Source organism: Aeromonas sp. 102P (assembly GCF_051920345.1).
Taxonomy (GTDB): domain Bacteria; phylum Pseudomonadota; class Gammaproteobacteria; order Enterobacterales; family Aeromonadaceae; genus Aeromonas; species Aeromonas veronii.
This window is the reverse complement of sequence record NZ_JBQBCZ010000001.1, coordinates 3,046,159-3,065,473: the sequence shown is the minus strand read 5'-3', so window position 1 is coordinate 3,065,473 and position 19,315 is coordinate 3,046,159. Positions and strand designations below refer to the sequence as shown.

The following is a 19,315-nucleotide window of genomic DNA, read 5'->3' as shown; positions in this document are numbered from 1 at the left end:
CATGTTTTCGATGCTACTGGATGTAGCCGCGCGCACGATTTTGCGCCCAATACAACAACGAGATGACAACATCATGATGAGTACATCCCGTACCCTGCCAGAGCGTTCTTTGCCGGAGCTAGTAGGGTGGGTCAGGCAGGAGGGGTTGGCGTTGAGCCTGCCGACCGACCGGCTGGCCTTTCTGATTGCAATCAAGACCCTGTCCGAAGATGAGTCGGACCTGTCGGAGGCGGCGCTGCACGACGCCTTTGGCTATGTCAGCAGCGCCTTCGGCCAGATGGACGAGACCCTCACCGGTCGCGCCAACAACGCCATCAACGATCTCATTCGCCAGCAGCTGCTGTCGCGTTTCAACACCGACATGGTGGCGGGGGAGAGCCTCTACCGCCTGTCGCGCCTGGGTGTGAGCATCGTCGACTTTTTCATGGATCAGCGTCAGGTTGACTCCATCAAGCTCTCCATTCTGCTCGAGCACCTGGCTTCCGAGCTCGACACCGCCCGCAAGGCGGCGCTTGAGACCAACACCCGTGAACAGTGGGATGCCGAGGTGCTGCCGCGCCTCACCTTCTCGCTGGAAGAGACCCTGGGGCGAATCGATCTCACCCAGCGCGCCATGGATGAGCAGCAGAATCAGGTCAAGAGCGAGATTGCGGCCCTGCTGACCCAGAACTGGGTCGATGCCATTCACAGCTGCGAAAAGCTGCTGCACGAGACCGGCCAGACCCTGCGCGAGCTGCAAGATACCTTGGATGCCGCCGGCCACCGCCTGCAGGCGGGGCTGCTCAATATTCAGGAAGCGGCGCAGGGGCGCGACGATCTGTTCCACGTCGAGGAGCTGACTCACGCCTTGCAAGGTCGTCTTGATGTCATCACCAGCTGGGGTCAGCAGTGCATCGAGCTCTGGTCCCGCTACGACAGACACGTCCACAAATTTATCCGCAACGCCATCGATATGGACAAGAACCGCGCCTTCAGCCAGCGGCTGCGCGAGTCCATCCGCAATTTCGAGCAGCACAACTGGCAGCTGCGGGTGGCCGAAGAGCCCCGTCTGCTGGAGCTGCGCGACGAAACCATCGCCATCCACGACGAGGAGGTGACCGGTGAGGTGCCACTCGAGATGGAGTACGTCGAGATGGTGGACATCAACCAGGAGCTGGCTGAGCGCATCGAGCGTTATCTGGCCCGCTACCCCGAGCAGGGCCAGCAGCTGGACTTGGCCGATGTGCTGCGGGAATACCTGCTGGACTACCCGGCCCATGCCCACTTCGATGTGGCGCGTCTTCTGATCGACCAGGCCGTGCGCCTGGGCCATGCCAGCGGCGAGCGCGAACTGCATCGCCAACCCGCATGGAAACCCATTAACCAAGCTGGATCCAAGGTTCAGGCCTATGTCATTGATCAATTCTGAGTTTCCCTTGCCGCTGCGCCTTGCAGAGGCGATTGCCAACCCCTTGTTTCCGCGCATCGACACCGCCTTGCGCTCCGGCCGTCACATCAGTGCCGACGAGTTCGAGCAGCATTCGGCGCTGGTCGAGTATCACAGCGAGCTGGAGATCTTCTACGGCCGCTATCAGGTGGAGCTGATCAAGGCGCCGGAAGGCTTCTTTTACCTGCGCCCGCGCCCGAGCTCGGACATCGGCACCACTGTGCTCTCCGAGCTCGATATGCTGGTGGGCAAGGTGCTCTGCTACCTCTACCTGAGCCCGGATCGTCTGGCTTCCGAAGGGGTATTCGCCATGGCCGAGCTGCAAGAAGAGGTGCTGAGCCTCGCCGACGAGAAGCAGCTGCTGCGGATGGTCAACAGCCGCTCCGGCGGTACCGATCTCGACAAGAAGAAGCTGCTCGAAAAGATCCGTACCTCCATGCGCCGTCTGCGCCGCCTTGGCATGATCACCGCCCTTGGCAACGGGGATAAATTCCGGGTCAACGAATCGGTGTTCCGTTTCGCCGCTGACGTGCGCTCCGATGAAGATCCGCGCGCCGTTCAGCTGCGGATGATCCAGGAGGGTGAAGCCATCTTCCACGACGACGAAATGCCGAGCAGCGACTCGCTCTTTGATGACATCGAGGCGGATCTCGATGAAGAACAACTGGATCTGGAGGTATAACCGGTGCGAGGCAAGTTCAAATCCCTGACCATGGTCAACTGGAACGGCTTCTTTGCCCGAACCTTCGATCTCGACCAGCTGGTCACTACCCTTTCCGGCGGCAACGGCGCGGGCAAGTCCACCACCATGGCGGCCTTTATCGCGGCGCTCATCCCCGACCAGTCACTGCTTCACTTCCGCAATACCACGGAAGCGGGATCGAGCAGCGCCTCCCGTGACAAGGGGCTCTACGGCAAGCTGCAGCGTGGCCACTGCTACTCCCTGCTGGAAGTGATGAACAGCCGCGAACAGCGGATCTGGGTCGGCGTGCACCTCGAGCAGGTGGCCAACCGCGACAACAAGGTCAACATCACCCCGTTTGCACTGGTGGATGTGCCGGAGAATCTGGCGCCGACCGATCTGCTGCTGGAGAAGCTCGATGGCGGCAAGGGGCGGGTACGCGCCTTTACCGATCTGAAAGGGGCTGCCGCCGAGCTGGGGGCGCTGAAAGTCGCCAAATTCAATACGGTGACCGACTATCACAACTTCATGTTCGAGTTCGGCATCACCCCGAAGAAACTGCGTGATCAAAAAGATCGCGGCAAGTTCTATCGCCTGATCGAGGCTTCCCTCTACGGCGGCATCTCCTCGTCCATCAGCCGTTCCCTGCGCGAATACCTGCTGCCGGAGAACTCCGGGGTGCGCAAGGCGTTTGCAGACATGGAGGCGGCCATCTATGAAAACCGCCGCACGCTGGAAGCGATCAAGGAAACCCAGGGTCAGCGGGATCTGTTCAAGAACCTGATCACCGAGACCACTCACTATGTGGCCGCCGACTATGTGCGCAACGCCGCCGAGAAGAGCCGTCTCTCCGAGCTGGCCCTCAAGGCTCGCCAGGAGCTGGCCGACAAGCGCCGCATTCTGGCCGAAGAGAAACAGCGCGCCATCTATCTGGCCGACGAGGTGGAGCAGCTCACCAACCGCGAAAAATTGCTGACCGACGAGCTGGAGTCCGCCTCCGAGCATCTGGCCAAGGTGATGGCGGCCGTCAGCTTGCAGAAGAAGATCGAGATGTACCGCGCCGATCTGGCTGATCTCTCTGACAAACTCGAGCAGCAGCAAGCGGTAGTGGAAGAGATCCACGGCCAGCTGCTGGAGGTGGAAGAGCGCAAGGAGCTGGCGCAGGCCGAGGTAGACAGCCTCAAGACCCAGCTGGCCGACTACCAGCAGGCGCTCGATATCCAGCAGACCCGTGCCATCCAGTACCGTCAGGCGGTGCAGGCCCTCGATGCTGCCCGCGAGCAGTGCGAGCTGCCCGGGCTGACCGCCGAACAAGCGAGCGACACCCTGCACCAGTTCCGCGCCGCCGAGCAGAGCCTCACCAGCCGGGTGCTGGGGGCCGAGCAACAGCTGGCACTGGCCAAGGCGGCAGTGGCCGAGCACGAAGCGGCGCTGGCGCTGCTTTTGAGCATCGCTCCGGAAACAGTGCGCGAGGCCGCCTGGCCTACCGCGCAGGCGCTGCTCAAGCGTCACATCGAAGACAAGGCTCGCATCGCGCAGGGGCAGGGGCTGCGCGCCGCGCTGGCTCGCCTAGAGAAAGAGAGCGAAAGCCAGAAGAGTCTCTTCAAGCTGCGTGACGAGCTGCAGCAGGCCTCCGGCCAGCTGATTGCCAGCAGCGATGAGCTGGAGATCTTCCTCGAAGCCCAGCGCACCCGTCAGGAGGAGCTCTCCGAGCAGCAGGCGGAGGTGAACCAGCGCCGCGCCAGCCTCGAGCATCAGGGCACCCAGCTGGGCCGTGACATTGCGGAGCTCACCAAGCTGGCGCCACGCTGGCTCAAATCCTTTGAAAAACTCGAGCAACTGCGCGAGCAGAGCGGTTTGCCGCTCGCCACCGCCGAAGAGCTTTCGGCCGGTATGCAGACAGTGCTCGACAAGGAGCGCGAGTTCGAGCAGGAGAGCAATCGCATCGCGGCCCAGAAACAGGCGCTGGAGCTGCAAATTCGCAACCTGCAGCTGGGGGCTGGCGAGGCGGATCCCCGCCTTGCCCGCATCGCCGAGCAGGTGGGGGGCGTACTGCTCTCCGATGTCTATGACGACATCTCCATCGATGATGCCCCTTACTACTCCGCGCTCTACGGCCCGGCTCGCAGCGCCCTGGTGGTGCTCGACCTCGAAGGTGCCATCGAGCGGCTGAAAAAGCTGGAAGATTGCCCGGAAGATATCTACCTGATTCAGGGCAACCCCGACTCCTTTGACGAGGATCTGGTGGAAGCGGACGAGCTGGGGGACGCCGTGCTGGTGCGCACCAGCAAGCGTCAGGTGCGCTTCTCCCGCTATCCCGAGCTGCCGCTGTTTGGTCGCGCGGCGCGGGAAAAACGGATCGAGCAGCTCGACCTTGAACGCGAAGGGCTCATCGAGGGCTACGCCAAGGCCGCGTTTGAGCAGCAGAAGTATCACCGTCTCTACGGTCACTTCCGCGACTTTATCGGTCAGCATCTGGATATCGCCTTCCGCCCCGACCCCGAAGCCGAAGTGCAGGCCAAGCAGGCCGAACTGCGCGCGCTGCAAGGAGCCATTGGTGAGTGTGACAAGCAGCTGGCCGAGGCCAAAGCGGCCGCCGCCCAGCTGACTCGCCATATCCAGCTGGTGCAGGGGATGCTGCCCTTTGCTCACCTGTTTGCCGAGACAGAGCTGGCAGCCCGCCTCGAGGCGGCTCACGCCGATGTGGAAGCCCTGAAACAGGCCGAAGCCTTTATCGCCAAACACGGTAAGTCGCTGGAAAAACTGGAAACCATGGTGCAGGTGCTGCGTCAGGATCCGCAGGATCTTGCGGCGCTGCAGGCAGCTTACGATGAGGTGAGTGACCTGCTGGCCGAGCAGAAACGCCGTTGCTACGCCCTCGATCAGCTGGTGGCCCGTCTGCCGCACTTTGCCTATCAGGATGCGCAAGACCTGCTGGGCAAGGCCTCCGAGATGAGCGAGCGACTCAAAGATAAGCTGAAAGCGGCCGAGCTTGCCGCCCGCACCGCTGGCGAGCAGCACAAGCAGATTGCCCTGCGCCATACCGAGGCGTTGCAGCTGCGCACCGCCCTCAACTCCAGCGTCGAGGCCAAGCGCCAGACCCTGACCGAGTTCGAACAGGAGCTGGCGGCCATGGGGCTGACCCTCTCTGACGATATGGAAGAGAAGGCGCGCGCCCACAAGAAAGAGATTGAAGAGCTGCTGATCCGCACCCGTTCCCGTCGCACCAGCGCCGAGGCCCAGCTGCAGGTGACCAAGCGCGAGATCGAATCCCTCGGTGGTCGTCTCAAGCTGGAAGGCAAGGATTACTACAGCGCCCGTAAATCACTGGTGGGTCACAAGGCGAGCTGGTCGCGGGTGGTGCGGCTGGCGCGGGAGACCGACGTCGAGAAGCGTTTAAATAAGCGCGAGCTGGCGTATCTGGACAGCGACGAGCTGCGTTCCATGTCGGACAAGGCTCTCGGCGCCCTGCGGGTGGCGGTGGCCCACGACGAAGCTCTGCGCGATGCGCTGCGACTATCCGAGGGCAACCGCAGCACCGAGCAGAAGGTCGCCTTCTACGTGCAGGTCTATCGTTACCTTAAAGATCGCATCCGCAACGACATCATCCGCTCCGATGATCCAGTTGAGGCGATCGAGGAGATGGAGATCGAGCTGGCCCGTCTGGCCGATGAGCTCAAGCAGCGGGAAACCCACCTGTCGCTCTCCTCCCACGAGGTGGCGGCCAAGATCACCAACATCATCCGCCGCGAGCAGAACCGCATCCGGGTGCTCAACCAGGGCTTGCAGAACATCGCCTTCGGTCTGGTGCGCGGGGTGCGCCTCAACGTCAATATCCGCGAGGCTCATACCCGTTTGTTGACGGCGCTGGCCGATCAAACCGCCATGCACAACGATCTGTTCGCCGACAAGGAGCTCAGCTTCTCCGAGGCGATGGCCAAGCTGTTCCAGCGCCTGAACCCGCAGATCGAACAGGGGGATCGCAGCTATCAGGTGATGGGTGACGTGCTGCTCGACTATCGCAACTATCTGGAGCTGGAGATCGAGGTGCAGCGCGGGGCCGATGGCTGGCTGCGTGCCGAGAGCGGCGCGCTCTCCACCGGCGAGGCGATCGGTACCGGCCAGGCCATCCTCTTGATGGTGCTGATCAGCTGGGAGGAGGAGTCCCGCCGTCTGCGCGGCAAGGATATCGCCCCCTGCCGTCTGCTGTTCCTCGACGAAGCGGCCCGTCTGGATGGCAAATCCATCGCCACCCTGTTCGAGCTGTGCGAGCGGCAGGATATGCAGCTGCTTATCGCGGCGCCCGAGAACATCAGTCCCGAGAAGGGCACCACCTACAAGCTCATCCGCAAGGTGCAGGGCAAGCACGAGCATGTGCATGTGGTGGGCCTGCGCGGCTTCGGCTTTGCCGATGACAAGCTGATTGCCTGAGAGGTCTCTGGCCCATCCCGATACGGGATGACCGGTAAATAGGTTAAAGGGAGGCATTTGCCTCCCTTTTTACATGGAAGATATGGCAAAGTAGCCGCACCGTCGCTGCTGCCTGACAACAAGGCGAGTAACATGGTGAGTGCCTTGGATCTATGGCAAGGTGAGAGCTCCCGCCTGCAAGCGTGTCGCCAGCGTCACCGGCCGCATCGAAGATGCAAAAATAGCGCAGAGTGGAAAGAAGAGAGGAGAGGGGAAAGGTGCAACATATCCAGAAAGGGCTGCTGTTATCTCTTTGCCTGCTGCTGGCGGCCTGTAGCAGCCGTTATGACGAGAGTCACGGCGGCAACTGGCGCGGCTATAGCGAAACCGGCTATGCCAGCTATTATGCCGACCGCTATCACGGCAAAAAGACCGCCAGCGGCGAGTTATATCGTAACAACCTCAATAGCGCCGCCCATATGGAATTGCCCTTTGGCGCCATGGTGCGGGTCACCAACCTCGCCAACGTCAAGAGTGTAGTGGTCAAGGTCAATGACCGCGGCGCCTTTAAAAGAGGACGTATTATCGATCTCTCCAAATCTGCGTTTAGTGCCATCGGCAATATTCGCGACGGGATTATCAAAGTAAAGGTTGAGGTGCTGTGACCACTTACGATGTCGCAGAGTTTGGTGGAATATGATGGGCTCTGCAGATCTGTAGTGGTCAACTAAATCCGGACACTTGGTTAGGCCGTTCTTCGGCTTTTGCTGGTGGCATCCCGTCATTGTGGCAATGTGGACGACGCCAGTTGTAGTAATCCATCAGGTAGTAACTGATATCCCGCTTCGCCTCTCGCAAGCTCATATATCCCATAGCCGGGAGCCACTCTGACTTCAGGCTTCTGAACAACCGTTCCATCGGGGCGTTATCCCAGCAGTTGCCACGCCGACTCATACTCTGGGTCATGCGATAGCGCCACAGTCGTTGCCGAAATGCCCGGCTACCATATTGGCAGCCCTGGTCAGAGTGAAATAGCATACCGGATGGGCAACCCCGCTGCTGATAGGCCATCTCCAGTGCTTTGATTGCCAATTCTGCATCAGGCTTATCAGACATCGCCCAGCCCACGACCCGCCGGGTGTGCAGGTCAAGAACCGCTGCCAGGTAATGCCAACGGCCACCTGCCCAGACGTAGGTGATATCGCCACACCACACCTGATTGGGTTGCTGGACATCAAATTCGCGGGCCAGCAGATTGGGAATGTCCGGTCGTTCAGACCGAGCGACCTGATAGCGATGAGCGCCCGGTTGCTTGGATACCAGCCCGGCTTCCTTCATCAGGTTACGTACTTTGAATCGACCAATCTGATATCCCAACCCCCGCATCATCGACATCAAGGCGCGGCTGCCCGCTGAGTTCCGGCTCGCTTTGAACAAACGGCGCAACTCAGAGCGCGGCTGCATGCGCTCACGGTTAATCGCCCGCCTGCGGGCCAGATAGTCGTAAAAACAGGATGTTGGAACATCGAAAGCGCAACAGACCAGGGTGATGGGGGCTTGCTCCCTTAATCGGTCTATCAGCGCGTACGTGTGAACTCGTCCGCCATCAAGAGAGCAGTAGCCTTTTTTAGAATGTCCTTTTCTCGTTCGAGTCGATTGATACGGGCTTCCAGCTCCTGGATTTTTTGCTGCTCCGGAGTCAGTGCTTTGCCGATTGGGGTTGTGCCAGTTCGTTCGGATTGCCGTTGCTGAACCCAGCGACGGAGTACAGTTTCACCGACATCCAGTGAACGGCTGGCTTCAGGGACAGAATATCCCTGGTCGAGCACCAAGGATGCGGCTTCGAGTTTGAATTCGGCAGTAAATGAGCGACGTAATCTTGTCATTGAACACCTCAGGTCATGGTGGCGACTGTACCACCTAAAATGGTGTCCGGGATGATTAGACCACTACATGATGCCAATCTTGAGGACGCGAGCAGTATAACGAACACCTGAGCCGTTGAAGGCCATATCAACAATCTTGTCTTTAACGCCAAGCTTGCGGGCTTCATAGGTCTAGTTGAGCTGAAACACTTGCGGACAGGCGGGGCAACGATAGCGAACATGGCCAGCAGGGGTCTTCCCATGACGATATACGTGGTCAGAGTTGCAACGAGGACAGTAAACGGTGATGGATGCCATGAATCCATAAATCTCAAAAGCACCCACCATACCATCTCAACCGTTCGGAGGCATCACCAAAACAAGGTAAAAGGCTCGGCTATTGACTAAGTTGATAGAAGGCGAAGGATAAAACAGCGCCAGTTTGATACGACAACATCGCATGGGACCCGGATCATGGACAGAGCGCAGGGCGCAGCCCCCTTTTCATTGCAAGTGGATCTAAGGCAGGTGGTGTATGCCCTGTCAGCCTCGCTGGATCTGGTGGGCATTGGCGATGTGGCCCACGGTAAACGGGTCGGGATTATGGCTGCCGAGTGCAGTCGGGAGCTGGGGATGAGTGAGGCCGAGCGCTGTCTGCTGTTCGAGCTGGGGGTGCTGCATGATATCGGTGTCTCCTCGACCATCACCCATCATCATCTGGTCAGCGAGTTCGATTGGGAGTCCTCCCAGCGCCACTGCGAGGTGGGATATCAGCTGCTCAAGGATTTCCGTTTGCTGGCCCCACTGGCCCTGCCTATCCGTTATCACCACACCCACTGGCACCTGCTGCGCGAAATGGCTGATGTGGACCCCAATGTAGCCCGTCAGGCCAACCTTATCTTTCTGGTGGATCGCTGCGATGCGTTGGCGGCGCCCTACTATGGCGATGGTTCATTGTTGATGCATACCAACGAGATCCGCGCACGCCTGCAGGATTTCCGTGACGAGTTCTTTGCCCCCGAGCTGGTGGATGCCTTCCTCAAGGCGTCTCGCTCTGAGGCATTCTGGCTGCAGCTGGAAGTGCGCTCCATCAATGATTACATGCTGGAGATGCTGCAGGTGCGGGAGCCTTGCCTGACCTTCAACGGGGAGCTAAAAGCGCTGGCGCAGATCTTCTCCGGCATTGTCGATGCCAAAAGCCCATTCACGATGACGCATTCACTCGGTGTGAGCAGGTTGTCTCGGGCACTGGCAGAATTGATGGGAGTCAGTGCCATCCATTGTGACATGCTGGAGATCGCCGGTTTGCTGCATGATCTGGGCAAGCTCAGGGTGCCGGACGAGATCCTCGACAAGCCTGCCAGCCTGACGAAAGAGGAGCGGGCCATCATCAATACCCACAGCTTCGAGACTTACCAGATCCTGCGCCATATCGAAGGGTTTGAAGAGATTGCCTGTTGGGCGGCCTATCACCATGAGGAGCCTGATGGGGAGGGCTATCCGTTCCACCTGCCAGCATCCGCCATGGCGCTCGAAGCGCGGATCCTGCGGGTTGCCGATATTTTTCAGGCAATGGTGCAGGACAGACCTTATCGCCGCGGCCTGCCTGCCCGTGACGCATTGACCTTTATGCAGCAACTGGCGGATCAGGGGCGGGTCGATCCCGCTGTAGTGGCGGTGCTGGCCGATCACCTGCCGCAGATGATGATGGCAGCCATTCCGGATCGCGAGCCGGATCATGCCATCAATTGAGGGAGAGGCTGGCCGCTGACTCATACTGCTGCGAGCCAGCTATGCTTGGAACAAGCCGAGCATGGTGCCGGTACCGGCGCACAAGACGCCAGCTTGATGGACTACCGTAGGGGAGCAGATATGGAATCGCTAAAAGCCAAGGATTATATGCAGAGCAGACCCATCACCTTCACTGCCGACATGATGGTGCAAGCTGCGGTCGAGAAATTTCTGAACAGTCATCAGCTCGGTGGCCCGGTGGTGGATGAGCAGGGCCATCTGATTGGCTGGATCTCCGAGCAGGATTGCATCGCAGTGCTGCTTAAGGAGGCCTATCACTGCGAACAGGTGGCGCAGGTCAAGGATGTGATGCGCAAGGAGGTGCTGTCGGTGGGACCAGATACCAGCATTTTGAGTCTGGCGGAGATGATGATGGGACAAAAGCCGAAGATCTATCCGGTGGTGGAGGAGGGGCGTCTGCTCGGTGTCATCAATCGTCACAATGTCATGCAGGCCATTCACGCCCAGCTCACCACCTGTTTTGTCCATCACACCCACGGTTAGCCCTGTTTTTCTCTCTCCCAAGGCAAGCTTCGGCTTGCCTTGGCATATTTCATATGCTGCCATTTATTCGTGTTATGCCATCTTACAATAATTGTTCTGCCATATATGAAGATCGGCCAATCTCTCTGTCTTCCCATATATAACGCTACGTTAAGGCTTGCACCGTTCCCGCTCGCTCTTTAGGATCGCTCGCAGCTAATCGATATGGCCCCTCTGGGCACCTATTTAAGGAATTCGTACCTTGTCTCTCTCTATCGAGGCGCTGCGCCGCCGTCTCTCTGCCTGCATGAATCTCGACGCCCGCCGCCTTTCCAGCCGTCTGCACGGGGTCAAGAAGCTGCCTGAAGGCAAACAGGCCGCCGTGCTGGAGACCATCGCCGCTGATTTGGCCGCCGCCGAAGCGCGCTATCAAACCCGTCTGGCCGGAGTGCCCAAGGTCACCTATCCGGACAACCTGCCGGTGAGCCAGAAGCAGGCTGAGATCGCCAAGGCCATTCAAGAGCATCAAGTGGTGATCATCGCCGGGGAAACCGGCTCGGGCAAAACCACCCAGATCCCCAAGATCTGTCTGGCGCTCGGGCGCGGAGTGAAGGGTTTTATTGGCCACACCCAGCCGCGCCGTCTGGCAGCCCGCACCGTCGCGGCTCGTATTGCCGAAGAGATGGAGTCCGAACTCGGCCACTACGTGGGTTATAAGGTCCGCTTTACCGATCAGGTGAGCGAGCAGACCCACATCAAGCTGATGACTGACGGTATTCTGCTGGCGGAGATCCAGAACGACCGGATGCTCACCCAGTACGACACTATCATCATCGATGAGGCCCACGAGCGCAGCCTCAATATCGACTTCATTCTGGGTTATCTCAAGCAGCTGTTGCCCAAGCGCCCCGATCTCAAGGTGATCATCACCTCGGCCACCATCGACCCGCAACGCTTCTCCCGCCATTTCAACAAGGCGCCGGTGATTGAGGTCTCCGGCCGCACTTATCCGGTGGAGGTGCGCTACCGTCCACTATTTGTTGATAAAAAAAGCAGTGACAAGAACGAAGGTCTGGAAGAGCGTGACGAGCTGCAGGGGATCTTCGATGCGGTGGAAGAGCTGGCCCGCGAGGGGGTGGGGGATATCCTCATCTTCATGAACGGCGAGCGGGAGATCCGCGATACCGCCGATGCCTTGCGCAAGCTCAATCTGCGCGATACCGAGGTGTTGCCGCTTTACGCGCGTCTTTCCAACGCCGAGCAGAACAAGGTGTTCCAGCCCCATGCTGGGCGACGCATTGTGCTGGCCACCAACGTGGCGGAGACATCGCTGACGGTGCCGGGCATTCGTTACGTCATTGACCCGGGCACCGCCCGCATCAGTCGTTACTCCTGGCGTACAAAGGTGCAGCGCCTGCCCATCGAGCCGGTCTCCCAGGCCAGCGCCAACCAGCGTAAAGGGCGCTGCGGCCGGGTGGCGGATGGTATCTGTATCCGCCTCTACTCGGAGGAGGATTTCAACAGCCGTCCCGCCTTTACCGACCCCGAGATCCTGCGTACCAACCTGGCCTCCGTCATCCTGCAGATGCTGGCGCTCGGCCTTGGCAATATGGAGGCTTTCCCGTTCGTCGAGCCGCCTGAGTCGCGCCATATTAAGGATGGCCTGACTCTCTTGAAAGAGCTGGAGGCGGTGCGCGAGCTGCCCGCCACCGGTGAGCGCGAAGCCAAGTTGCAGCTGACCGAGACCGGTCGCCAGCTCTCGCGCATCCCACTTGATCCGCGTCTGGCGAAGATGGTGATCAGCGCGGCGCAGACTGGCTGTCTGAGCGAGGTGATGGTGATCACCGCGGCCCTCAGCATTCAGGATCCCCGCGAGCGGCCCATGGAGAAGAAGCAGGCCGCCGACGAGCAGCACAGACGCTTTGAGGACAAGGATTCCGATTTCCTTGCCTTCGTCAATCTGTGGAATTACCTGAAAGAGCAGCAGGATGCCCTTGGCAGCAACCCGTTCCGCCGCATGTGCCAGAAGGAGTTTCTCTCCTACCTGCGGGTGCGTGAATGGCAGGACATTCACTTCCAGCTGCGTCAGACGGTCAAGGAGCTGGGTTTTAAAGCCAACCATGAACCGGCGGATTTCAAGACGGTGCACTGTGCCCTGCTGACCGGCCTCTTGAGCCACATCGGCAACAAGGATCTGGAAAAGCCCGAGTTCCTTGGCGCCCGCAACGGCCGCTTCCACCTCTTCCCGGCCTCGGGTCTGTTCAAGAAGCCGCCCAAGTGGGTGATGGCCGCAGAATTGGTGGAGACCTCGCGCCTCTACGCTCGCATCAACGCCAAGATTGAGCCCGAGTGGGTGGAGCCGCTGGCAGGCCACCTCATCAAGCTGCACCACAGCGACCCACATTGGTCGAAGAAAAACGGCGCTGTAATGGCCAAAGAGAAGGTGACCCTCTATGGTCTGACTCTGGTCAACGAGCGCACCATCAACTTCAGCCGTATCGATCCGGCGCTGTGCCGCGAGCTCTTTATCCGCCGCGCCTTGGTGGAGGGGGATTTCGAGACCCGTCACCGCTTCTTCAGCGATAACCGCAAGCTCCTGGCCGAGGTGGAGGCGCTGGAGCACAAGTCCCGTCGGCGCGACATCCTGGTGGATGACGAGGACCTGTTCCGCTTCTACGATGCTCGTTTGCCGGAGGAGGTGATCTCCGCTCGCCATTTCGACAAGTGGTGGAAAGAGGCGCAAAAGCGGGACGCCGAGCTGCTCAACTTCGAAAAAGAGATGTTGATGAAGGGGGATGCTGCCCACATCAGCGATCTCGACTACCCCAACTTCTGGCAGCAGGGGCGCCTCAAGCTCAAGTTGACCTATCAGTTCGAGCCGGGGGAGGCCGCCGATGGCGTGACCCTGCATATTCCGCTGCCGCTCCTGAATCAGGTGGAGGTGAAGGGGTTCGAGTGGTTGATCCCGGGGCTGCGTCACGAGCTGTTGGTGGCCCTCATCAAGTCGATGCCAAAACCGATGCGCAAGAACTTTGTGCCAGCCCCCAACTATGCCGATGCGCTGCTAGCCAGCATCAACCCCGAACAGGGGCCGCTACTGGACGAGATGGAGCGTCAGCTGCGCCGCATGACCGGCGTCACCGTACCTCGTGAATCCTGGGACTGGACTGCTGTGCCCGATCACCTGAAACTCACCTTCCGGGTGGTGGATGATAAGCACAAGAAGGTGGCGGAAGGGAAAGATTTGGAGGCATTGAAAGAGTCGCTGCGTGGCAAGGTACAGGAGACCCTGTCACAAGTGGCGGACGATGATATCGAGCAGTCCGGCCTCACTCTGTGGAGCTTTGGTGAATTGCCCCAAGAGTACAGCCAGAAGCGCGGCGGCTTCGAGGTGAAAGCTTATCCGGCGTTGGTGGACGAGAAGGACTCGGTCGCTATTCAGCTGGTGGAGAGCCCGGTGGTGCAGCAGCAGCTGATGTGGGCCGGTCAGCGCCGGCTGGTGCTGCTCAACGTGCCATCTCCCATCAAGTATCTGCAGGAGAAGCTGCCCAACAAGGCCAAGCTCGGGCTCTATTTCAATCCGTTTGGCAAGGTTGCGGAGCTGATTGATGACTGTATCGCCTGTGGCTGCGACAAGCTCATCGAGCAGCATGGCGGGCTGGCTTGGGACGAGGCCGGTTTCGAGGCGCTCAAGGAGTTTGTTCGCGCCGAGCTCAACGATGCGGTAGTGGAGGTGGCCAAGCAGGTGGAAGCCGTGCTGACGCTGTCCCATGAGATCAAGAAGCGGCTCAAGGGCAAGATGCAGCTCGACACCGCTTTTGCCATGTCCGATATCCAGCAGCAGCTCGGCAACCTTATTCACAAAGGTTTTGTCACCGAGACCGGCTGGCAGCGGTTGCCTGATTTGCTGCGCTATCTGCGGGCCATCGAGCGGCGTCTCGAAAAGCTGGCTATCGATCCCAACCGGGATCGGGTCTACATGCTCAAGGTGCATAGCGTGGAGTCGGAGTACAAGGCGCTGCTGGCCAAGATCCCCAAATCCCAGCTTATTCCCACCGAGGTGGCCAATATCCGCTGGATGATCGAGGAACTGCGGGTATCGTTTTTTGCCCAGAATCTGGGGACCCCTTATCCGGTCTCCGATAAACGGGTGCTTAACGCCATCGCTCAGTGCTAAGCTGCTATCTGTCTGTTTTAACTGCGTGATATAGAGTGTGGGAAGGGGTTGCCAAGGTGGTGGGCCCTTTTAAACGGAAGTCAGGGAGGCAAGGATGCTGGGGATCTGGTTGAGTGTGGCGCAGGTGGTGATCAGCGGTTATCAACCCATCGCGGAACAAACCTGGGTGCAGTTGAACCCGGAATATTACCCGCTGGCGCGCACGCCGCCTGCGATGTTTGTGGCCTGGCGTGGCAATCAGTTTCCGCCGCTGGCCCAAAAGCAGAAGCAGGGTCGCTGGCAGATCCTCTTTCCAGCTAGGTTGGTGCCCCCCTTCGATCTGTTCGAGGGGGAGGCGCAGCTCTCCAAAACCTATCTGGCAAGGCTGCGGCGCATCGACGAGATGGCTTATGGGGTTGTCCCCGGGCAGGCTGTTGCGGCTGGTGCAATCGTGCAGCAGGGGAGTGGATCCCCTGCTTATCAGGCGCAACCTATCGCGCCCTTTATCGCCGAGTTTCGCACACCTCAAGAGGCGTTCGGTGGTGTTGATATGCCCATCGACCCCGACGAGAGCGAACCTCTACTGGCTCAGCTGGGAGTGACGTTTCGCACTGCGGGGATGAGTGGTGCCAAAGGAGATGAGGGAGTAGCGAGCGACGATATGGCGCTCGCCAGCCACACGGCTAGCTTATCCGCAGGCAGTGACGCCATGCTTACCCTCTCGGCTCCTGCGGCCGGCGGTCCACAAACTGTGTGTCATCAGGTCGCAGCAGGGGAGACCCTGTGGCGCATTGCCAACCAGTTATCCAGCGCCCGGGGAGCCGATACCTACAGCTATTTGCTGGCGCTGGTGGCAGAGAACCAGCAGCGGCTTGGCAAGAGCATTCGGGTCAGAACGGGGGAGGGACTCTACTGCCCGCGCGCCGAGACCCTGGCGCGGTTTGATGCCCTGAGCCCAGCCCAGCGTCAGCAGCAATTCGCCCGGTTGGAGCAGGGGCGCTAAATGCAGAGTCGGTACCTTGTATCCGAATTTGGCCCGTGGTAGTATTCGCGCTCGTTTTGCGAGGTGCTGACCGGTCGCAGTTAGCACCATAAATTCATCCAAAAGAGATACATACTATGTCTTTCGTATTCCAAGCTGAAGTCCGTTCTGACCTGGGGAAAGGTGCGAGCCGCCGCCTGCGTCAAGCTGACCAAGTTCCTGCCATCGTTTACGGTGCAGGCAAAGAAGCCCTGTCCATCACTGTTGACCACAAGAAAATGATCCTGGCTCAAGAGAAGCCGGAATTCTATGAGTCTGTACTGACTCTGGTTATCAACGGTGAAGAAGTTAACGTAAAAGTGAAAGCTATCCAGCGTCACCCGGTACGTTACAAGCTGATCCACCTGGACTTCGTTCGCGTTTAATAGCGAACCGTCAGGTTGAAGAAAAGCCACTCTCGGGAGTGGCTTTTTGCTATCTGGCATCTTGTGACAGGCTGAAAGGACTTTACCTGATAAGCCAGCAATGCGGTTATCCCAGCTGGCTAAGGGCCTGTTGACAGCGCTGCTCGGCGGCATCCAGCTCCAGCAGCACCATCCTGATATCTTCCATCTGCTGTTGCAGTGTCTCCCGTTTCTCCTCAACCAGTCCCAGCATGGTCTGTAACTGGGTGCGGCTGCTCTTGTCTGCATCATAGAGATCAAACAGCTCGCGGATCTCGGCGAGGCTGAACCCGAGCCGCTTGCCGCGCAGGGTGAGCTTGAGGCGAACCCGGTCCTGCTTGCTGTAAATGCGGGTTTGTCCCTCTCGGGCGGGATTGAGTAACCCCTGATCCTCATAAAAGCGGATACTGCGCGTCGTAATATCAAATTCCCGGGCCAGCTCACTGATGCTGAAGCGCCGTCCTTCATCCTTGTTGTTCATACAGACTTCTTGGCGAACTAAATCCTGTCTGCACCTTACCTAAACGTAAACTGCACTGCAACTCTTGTTCCATTGCGTCAGAACCCCTATGTTATGGCCATGTAACAAACAGAGGCTGGCAAATGGATATTGCAATTGTGGCGGCAAAACGGACTCCGATGGGGGCGTTTCAGGGGGCATTGGCAGAGGTAACTGCGCCTGAGTTGGGTGCCTATGCCATTGAGGCGGCACTGCAGCAAAGTGGGCTGAGTCCGGAGCAGGTCGATGAAGTGCTTATGGGCAATGTGCTGGCGGCGGGCGTGGGGCAAGCGCCAGCCCGGCAGGCGTTGTTGAAAGCAGGGTTGCCAGATAGTGTGCCTGCTACCACGGTCAACAAGGTGTGCGGATCCGGCATGAAAGCAGTGATGCTGGCGGCGGATACCATCCGCCTTGGTGACAACAGGGTAGTGGTCGCGGGGGGGATGGAGAGTATGAGCCGTGCCCCCTATCTGCTGGATAATGCCCGCAGCGGCTTTCGGATGGGGCATCAAAAGGTGCTGGACCACCTATTCCTCGACGGTTTGCAAGATGCCTATGATGGCCAGCTGATGGGGGTGCATGCCCAGCGCAGCGCCGATCTGGCCGGTTTGACCCGCAGTGCCATGGATGAGTTTGCTCTTGCGTCGTTGCAGCGTGCGCGCGATGCACAGCAAGCCGGCGCGTTTGCATCCGAGCTGGCAAGTGTCTATCGCGGTGAGTGCTTGTGGCTGGCCGAAGACGAGCAGCCCGGCAAGGGCAGACCGGAGAAGATCCCTACCCTGAAGCCAGCGTTTGGCAAGGAGGGCACCATTACGGCAGCAAATTCGAGCTCTATCTCGGACGGTGCGGCGGCGCTGATATTGATGGATGGCGCCACGGCGCAAGCCTGGCAGGTACCAGTGCTGGCACGGATCGTCGGTTATCAGAGCCATGCAGCATTGCCCGCCGAGTTTACCTCTGCGCCCATTGGCGCCATTTCACGCTTGCTGGCGCGTCTTGCATGGTCGGTGGAAGAGGTGGATCTGTTCGAGATCAACGAGGCCTTCGCCATGGTCACCATGCTGGCCATGAGCGGGGTCGGCATCCCTCATCACAAGGTCAATGTGCATGGTGGGGCCTGTGCGCTTGGTCATCCGCTGGGTGCGAGTGGCGCGCGCATTCTGGTGACGCTGATCGCCGCGCTGCGGCAACGGGGTTTGCGGCGAGGCGTGGCCGCGCTCTGTATCGGGGGCGGGGAGGCGACAGCTATCGCGGTCGAGGTGAATGACGAGACGAATTAATTGGTGGCTTCCATCGCCAGCAGTTGTTCCGTGACCCAGGTGGTGGCGGCCAGATAGAGGTGACTCACCTTATCCTCGCTCAGCCCCAGGCGGGCTGTTCTGGCCGTTACCCGTGACCAGTTGGCGCTCTCGTAATCTTCACAAAACGCGAGGTAGAAACCGAGATTGCCTTTTCGCTCCAGCAGCGCCAGCCGAATATCGTCGATAAGAGGGATAGTGCCGAGCAGCTTGTCCATCGGCTGCTCCATCAGTACATCCAGCAGGGAGAAGAGACCAGTGATAAAGGCCTGTTGTGCCTGCTGGCTCGGGGCGTGGGCGTGGGCCAGCAGTTCACAGAATCGGGCTCGGATCATCGACATCTGGTAGAGCTCGGCGCTCTTGCCCTTGCCGGCGCTGGTCGCGGCTACCAGCGAGACAAAGCGCTTTAGCTGGGTGTTGCCCAGATAGATGGCAGCCTGGCGAAATGACGAAATAGGGTTGGTGTGACCTTTGAGATGGTTGACATAGCGCAACAGCTTGAGAGAGAGGGAGATATCCTGACCGAGTAGCTGCTCAATCTTGTTGATATCAGGCTCTGCCTCGTTGACCACGTTGAGCAACTGCATCACCACGACTTGCGCTGGCTCCATAGTGGCTTGCTTGACCATCTCGGGTCTGCTGAAGAAAAAGCCCTGGAACAACTGGATCCCCAGCTGTTTGACCCGCTCGAACTCCGCCTTGTCCTCTACTTTTTCCGCCAGATAGGTGAGCCCCAGCGTCTGATGCCGCTGGATAAACACTTTGATCTGCATCAGGGGGGTGGCACGAAGATCAAACTTGATGATGTGGATAAAGGGGAGAAAGCGCTCCCAATCCGGCGACATGGTGAAGTCATCGAGTGCCAGTTGATATCCCAGCTTGTGCAGCTGTTTCACCTTTTCCAGCAGGGCATCATCCGGTGGGGAATCTTCCAGGATCTCAATCACCACTTTTTCGGGCGGCAGGCACTCTGCCAATCCCTCCAGCAGCAGTGAGTGGGGGAAGTTGATAAAGCAGGGGCGGCCGCCCAAGAGCTGATCGATATTTTGTTGCAGGAACTGTTCGACCACCAAGCGTGACGTCGCCTGTTGGGAGGAGATGCTCGGGAAGACATTATTCAGACTATCGCGAAAGAGCAGCTCATAGGCATGAGTTTTGAGGTCTCTGTCGAGGATCGGCTGTCTTGCTACGTAGGAATACATGCCTTGCTCCAGTAAAGGTACTGGGTTGATTTTATGGTGTTGCAGAACACTATGCCAGTGTTCACCTTATTGAGTAAG

At 59.1% G+C, this 19,315-nt stretch carries 13 protein-coding genes and 1 pseudogene; 10 read left to right on the top strand and 4 right to left on the bottom strand.

Annotated elements, in window-relative coordinates:
- Positions 1 to 73 precede the first annotated feature (73 nt).
- The 4 genes from mukF (at position 74) to ACTG1K_RS14220 (ending at position 7,183) form a co-directional block, all read left to right on the top strand.
- Positions 74 to 1,408, top strand: coding sequence for a chromosome partition protein MukF (gene mukF / locus ACTG1K_RS14235; RefSeq protein ID WP_111901131.1), 1,335 nt, complete (start codon positions 74 to 76; stop codon positions 1,406 to 1,408).
- Positions 1,389 to 2,108, top strand: a complete 720-nt coding sequence (gene mukE, locus ACTG1K_RS14230) for a chromosome partition protein MukE (protein ID WP_005336835.1) — start codon at positions 1,389 to 1,391, stop codon at positions 2,106 to 2,108. Before mukF ends, mukE begins: the two co-directional genes overlap by 20 nt.
- A gap of 3 nt (positions 2,109 to 2,111) precedes the next feature.
- Complete coding sequence (gene mukB, locus ACTG1K_RS14225) at positions 2,112 to 6,539, top strand: chromosome partition protein MukB (protein WP_440005816.1); 4,428 nt, start codon at positions 2,112 to 2,114, stop codon at positions 6,537 to 6,539.
- A 257-nt stretch (positions 6,540 to 6,796) separates the two neighbouring features.
- Positions 6,797 to 7,183, top strand: coding sequence for a septal ring lytic transglycosylase RlpA family protein (locus ACTG1K_RS14220; protein WP_440005814.1), 387 nt, complete (start codon positions 6,797 to 6,799; stop codon positions 7,181 to 7,183).
- Between the two features lie 58 nt (positions 7,184 to 7,241).
- Here ACTG1K_RS14220 and ACTG1K_RS14215 read toward each other — a convergent pair.
- A protein-coding gene (locus ACTG1K_RS14215; RefSeq protein ID WP_440005812.1) for an IS3 family transposase occupies positions 7,242 to 8,404 on the bottom strand; the annotation gives its coding sequence in 2 pieces (ribosomal slippage) (positions 7,242 to 8,149 and positions 8,149 to 8,404; 1,164 coding nt in all).
- 69 nt (positions 8,405 to 8,473) lie between these two features.
- A pseudogene (locus ACTG1K_RS14210) lies at positions 8,474 to 8,724 on the bottom strand (IS1-like element transposase); the annotation flags it as partial.
- A gap of 133 nt (positions 8,725 to 8,857) precedes the next feature.
- Between ACTG1K_RS14210 and ACTG1K_RS14205 the strand changes: the two are divergent.
- From ACTG1K_RS14205 to rplY, 5 genes are all read left to right on the top strand, one after another.
- Positions 8,858 to 10,135, top strand: a complete 1,278-nt coding sequence (locus ACTG1K_RS14205; protein WP_439963938.1) for an HD domain-containing phosphohydrolase — start codon at positions 8,858 to 8,860, stop codon at positions 10,133 to 10,135.
- A gap of 120 nt (positions 10,136 to 10,255) precedes the next feature.
- Positions 10,256 to 10,678 (top strand): CBS domain-containing protein, encoded by a 423-nt coding sequence (locus ACTG1K_RS14200; protein WP_362771543.1) that lies wholly within the window; start codon positions 10,256 to 10,258, stop codon positions 10,676 to 10,678.
- A 241-nt stretch (positions 10,679 to 10,919) separates the two neighbouring features.
- The gene (gene hrpA, locus ACTG1K_RS14195) at positions 10,920 to 14,834 is read left to right on the top strand and encodes an ATP-dependent RNA helicase HrpA (protein WP_429151196.1); all 3,915 of its coding nucleotides are present in this window, start codon (positions 10,920 to 10,922) and stop codon (positions 14,832 to 14,834) included.
- Between the two features lie 94 nt (positions 14,835 to 14,928).
- On the top strand, positions 14,929 to 15,816 hold the full coding sequence (locus ACTG1K_RS14190) for a hypothetical protein (protein WP_425857455.1): 888 nt from the start codon (positions 14,929 to 14,931) through the stop codon (positions 15,814 to 15,816).
- A gap of 116 nt (positions 15,817 to 15,932) precedes the next feature.
- Positions 15,933 to 16,220: a 50S ribosomal protein L25 gene (gene rplY, locus ACTG1K_RS14185; protein ID WP_005333252.1), complete on the top strand. Its 288-nt coding sequence runs from the start codon at positions 15,933 to 15,935 to the stop codon at positions 16,218 to 16,220.
- A 106-nt stretch (positions 16,221 to 16,326) separates the two neighbouring features.
- Here rplY and ACTG1K_RS14180 read toward each other — a convergent pair whose 3' ends face one another.
- The gene (locus ACTG1K_RS14180; RefSeq protein WP_005360322.1) at positions 16,327 to 16,719 is read right to left on the bottom strand and encodes a MerR family transcriptional regulator; all 393 of its coding nucleotides are present in this window, start codon (positions 16,717 to 16,719) and stop codon (positions 16,327 to 16,329) included.
- A gap of 122 nt (positions 16,720 to 16,841) precedes the next feature.
- Between ACTG1K_RS14180 and ACTG1K_RS14175 the strand changes: the two genes are divergently transcribed.
- Positions 16,842 to 18,017, top strand: coding sequence for a thiolase family protein (locus ACTG1K_RS14175; RefSeq protein ID WP_440005809.1), 1,176 nt, complete (start codon positions 16,842 to 16,844; stop codon positions 18,015 to 18,017).
- Here ACTG1K_RS14175 and ACTG1K_RS14170 read toward each other — a convergent pair.
- A complete protein-coding gene (locus ACTG1K_RS14170; RefSeq protein ID WP_005333249.1) occupies positions 18,014 to 19,237 on the bottom strand; it encodes an EAL and HDOD domain-containing protein in 1,224 nt (407 codons plus the stop codon). The genes ACTG1K_RS14175 and ACTG1K_RS14170 overlap by 4 nt on opposite strands.
- Between the last annotated feature and the right edge of the window lie 78 nt (positions 19,238 to 19,315).

Bases quoted from the DNA above. Each gene is read 5' to 3' on its own strand.
- mukF (WP_111901131.1), top strand. From the start codon at position 74: ATGATGAGTACATCCCGTACCCTGCCAGAGCGTTCTTTGCCGGAGCTA.
- mukE (WP_005336835.1), top strand. From the start codon at position 1,389: ATGTCATTGATCAATTCTGAGTTTCCCTTGCCGCTGCGCCTTGCAGAG.
- ACTG1K_RS14205 (WP_439963938.1), top strand. From the start codon at position 8,858: ATGGACAGAGCGCAGGGCGCAGCCCCCTTTTCATTGCAAGTGGATCTA.
- ACTG1K_RS14200 (WP_362771543.1), top strand. From the start codon at position 10,256: ATGGAATCGCTAAAAGCCAAGGATTATATGCAGAGCAGACCCATCACC.
- ACTG1K_RS14190 (WP_425857455.1), top strand. From the start codon at position 14,929: ATGCTGGGGATCTGGTTGAGTGTGGCGCAGGTGGTGATCAGCGGTTAT.
- rplY (WP_005333252.1), top strand. From the start codon at position 15,933: ATGTCTTTCGTATTCCAAGCTGAAGTCCGTTCTGACCTGGGGAAAGGT.
- ACTG1K_RS14180 (WP_005360322.1), bottom strand. From the start codon at position 16,719: ATGAACAACAAGGATGAAGGACGGCGCTTCAGCATCAGTGAGCTGGCC.
- ACTG1K_RS14175 (WP_440005809.1), top strand. From the start codon at position 16,842: ATGGATATTGCAATTGTGGCGGCAAAACGGACTCCGATGGGGGCGTTT.
- ACTG1K_RS14170 (WP_005333249.1), bottom strand. From the start codon at position 19,237: ATGTATTCCTACGTAGCAAGACAGCCGATCCTCGACAGAGACCTCAAA.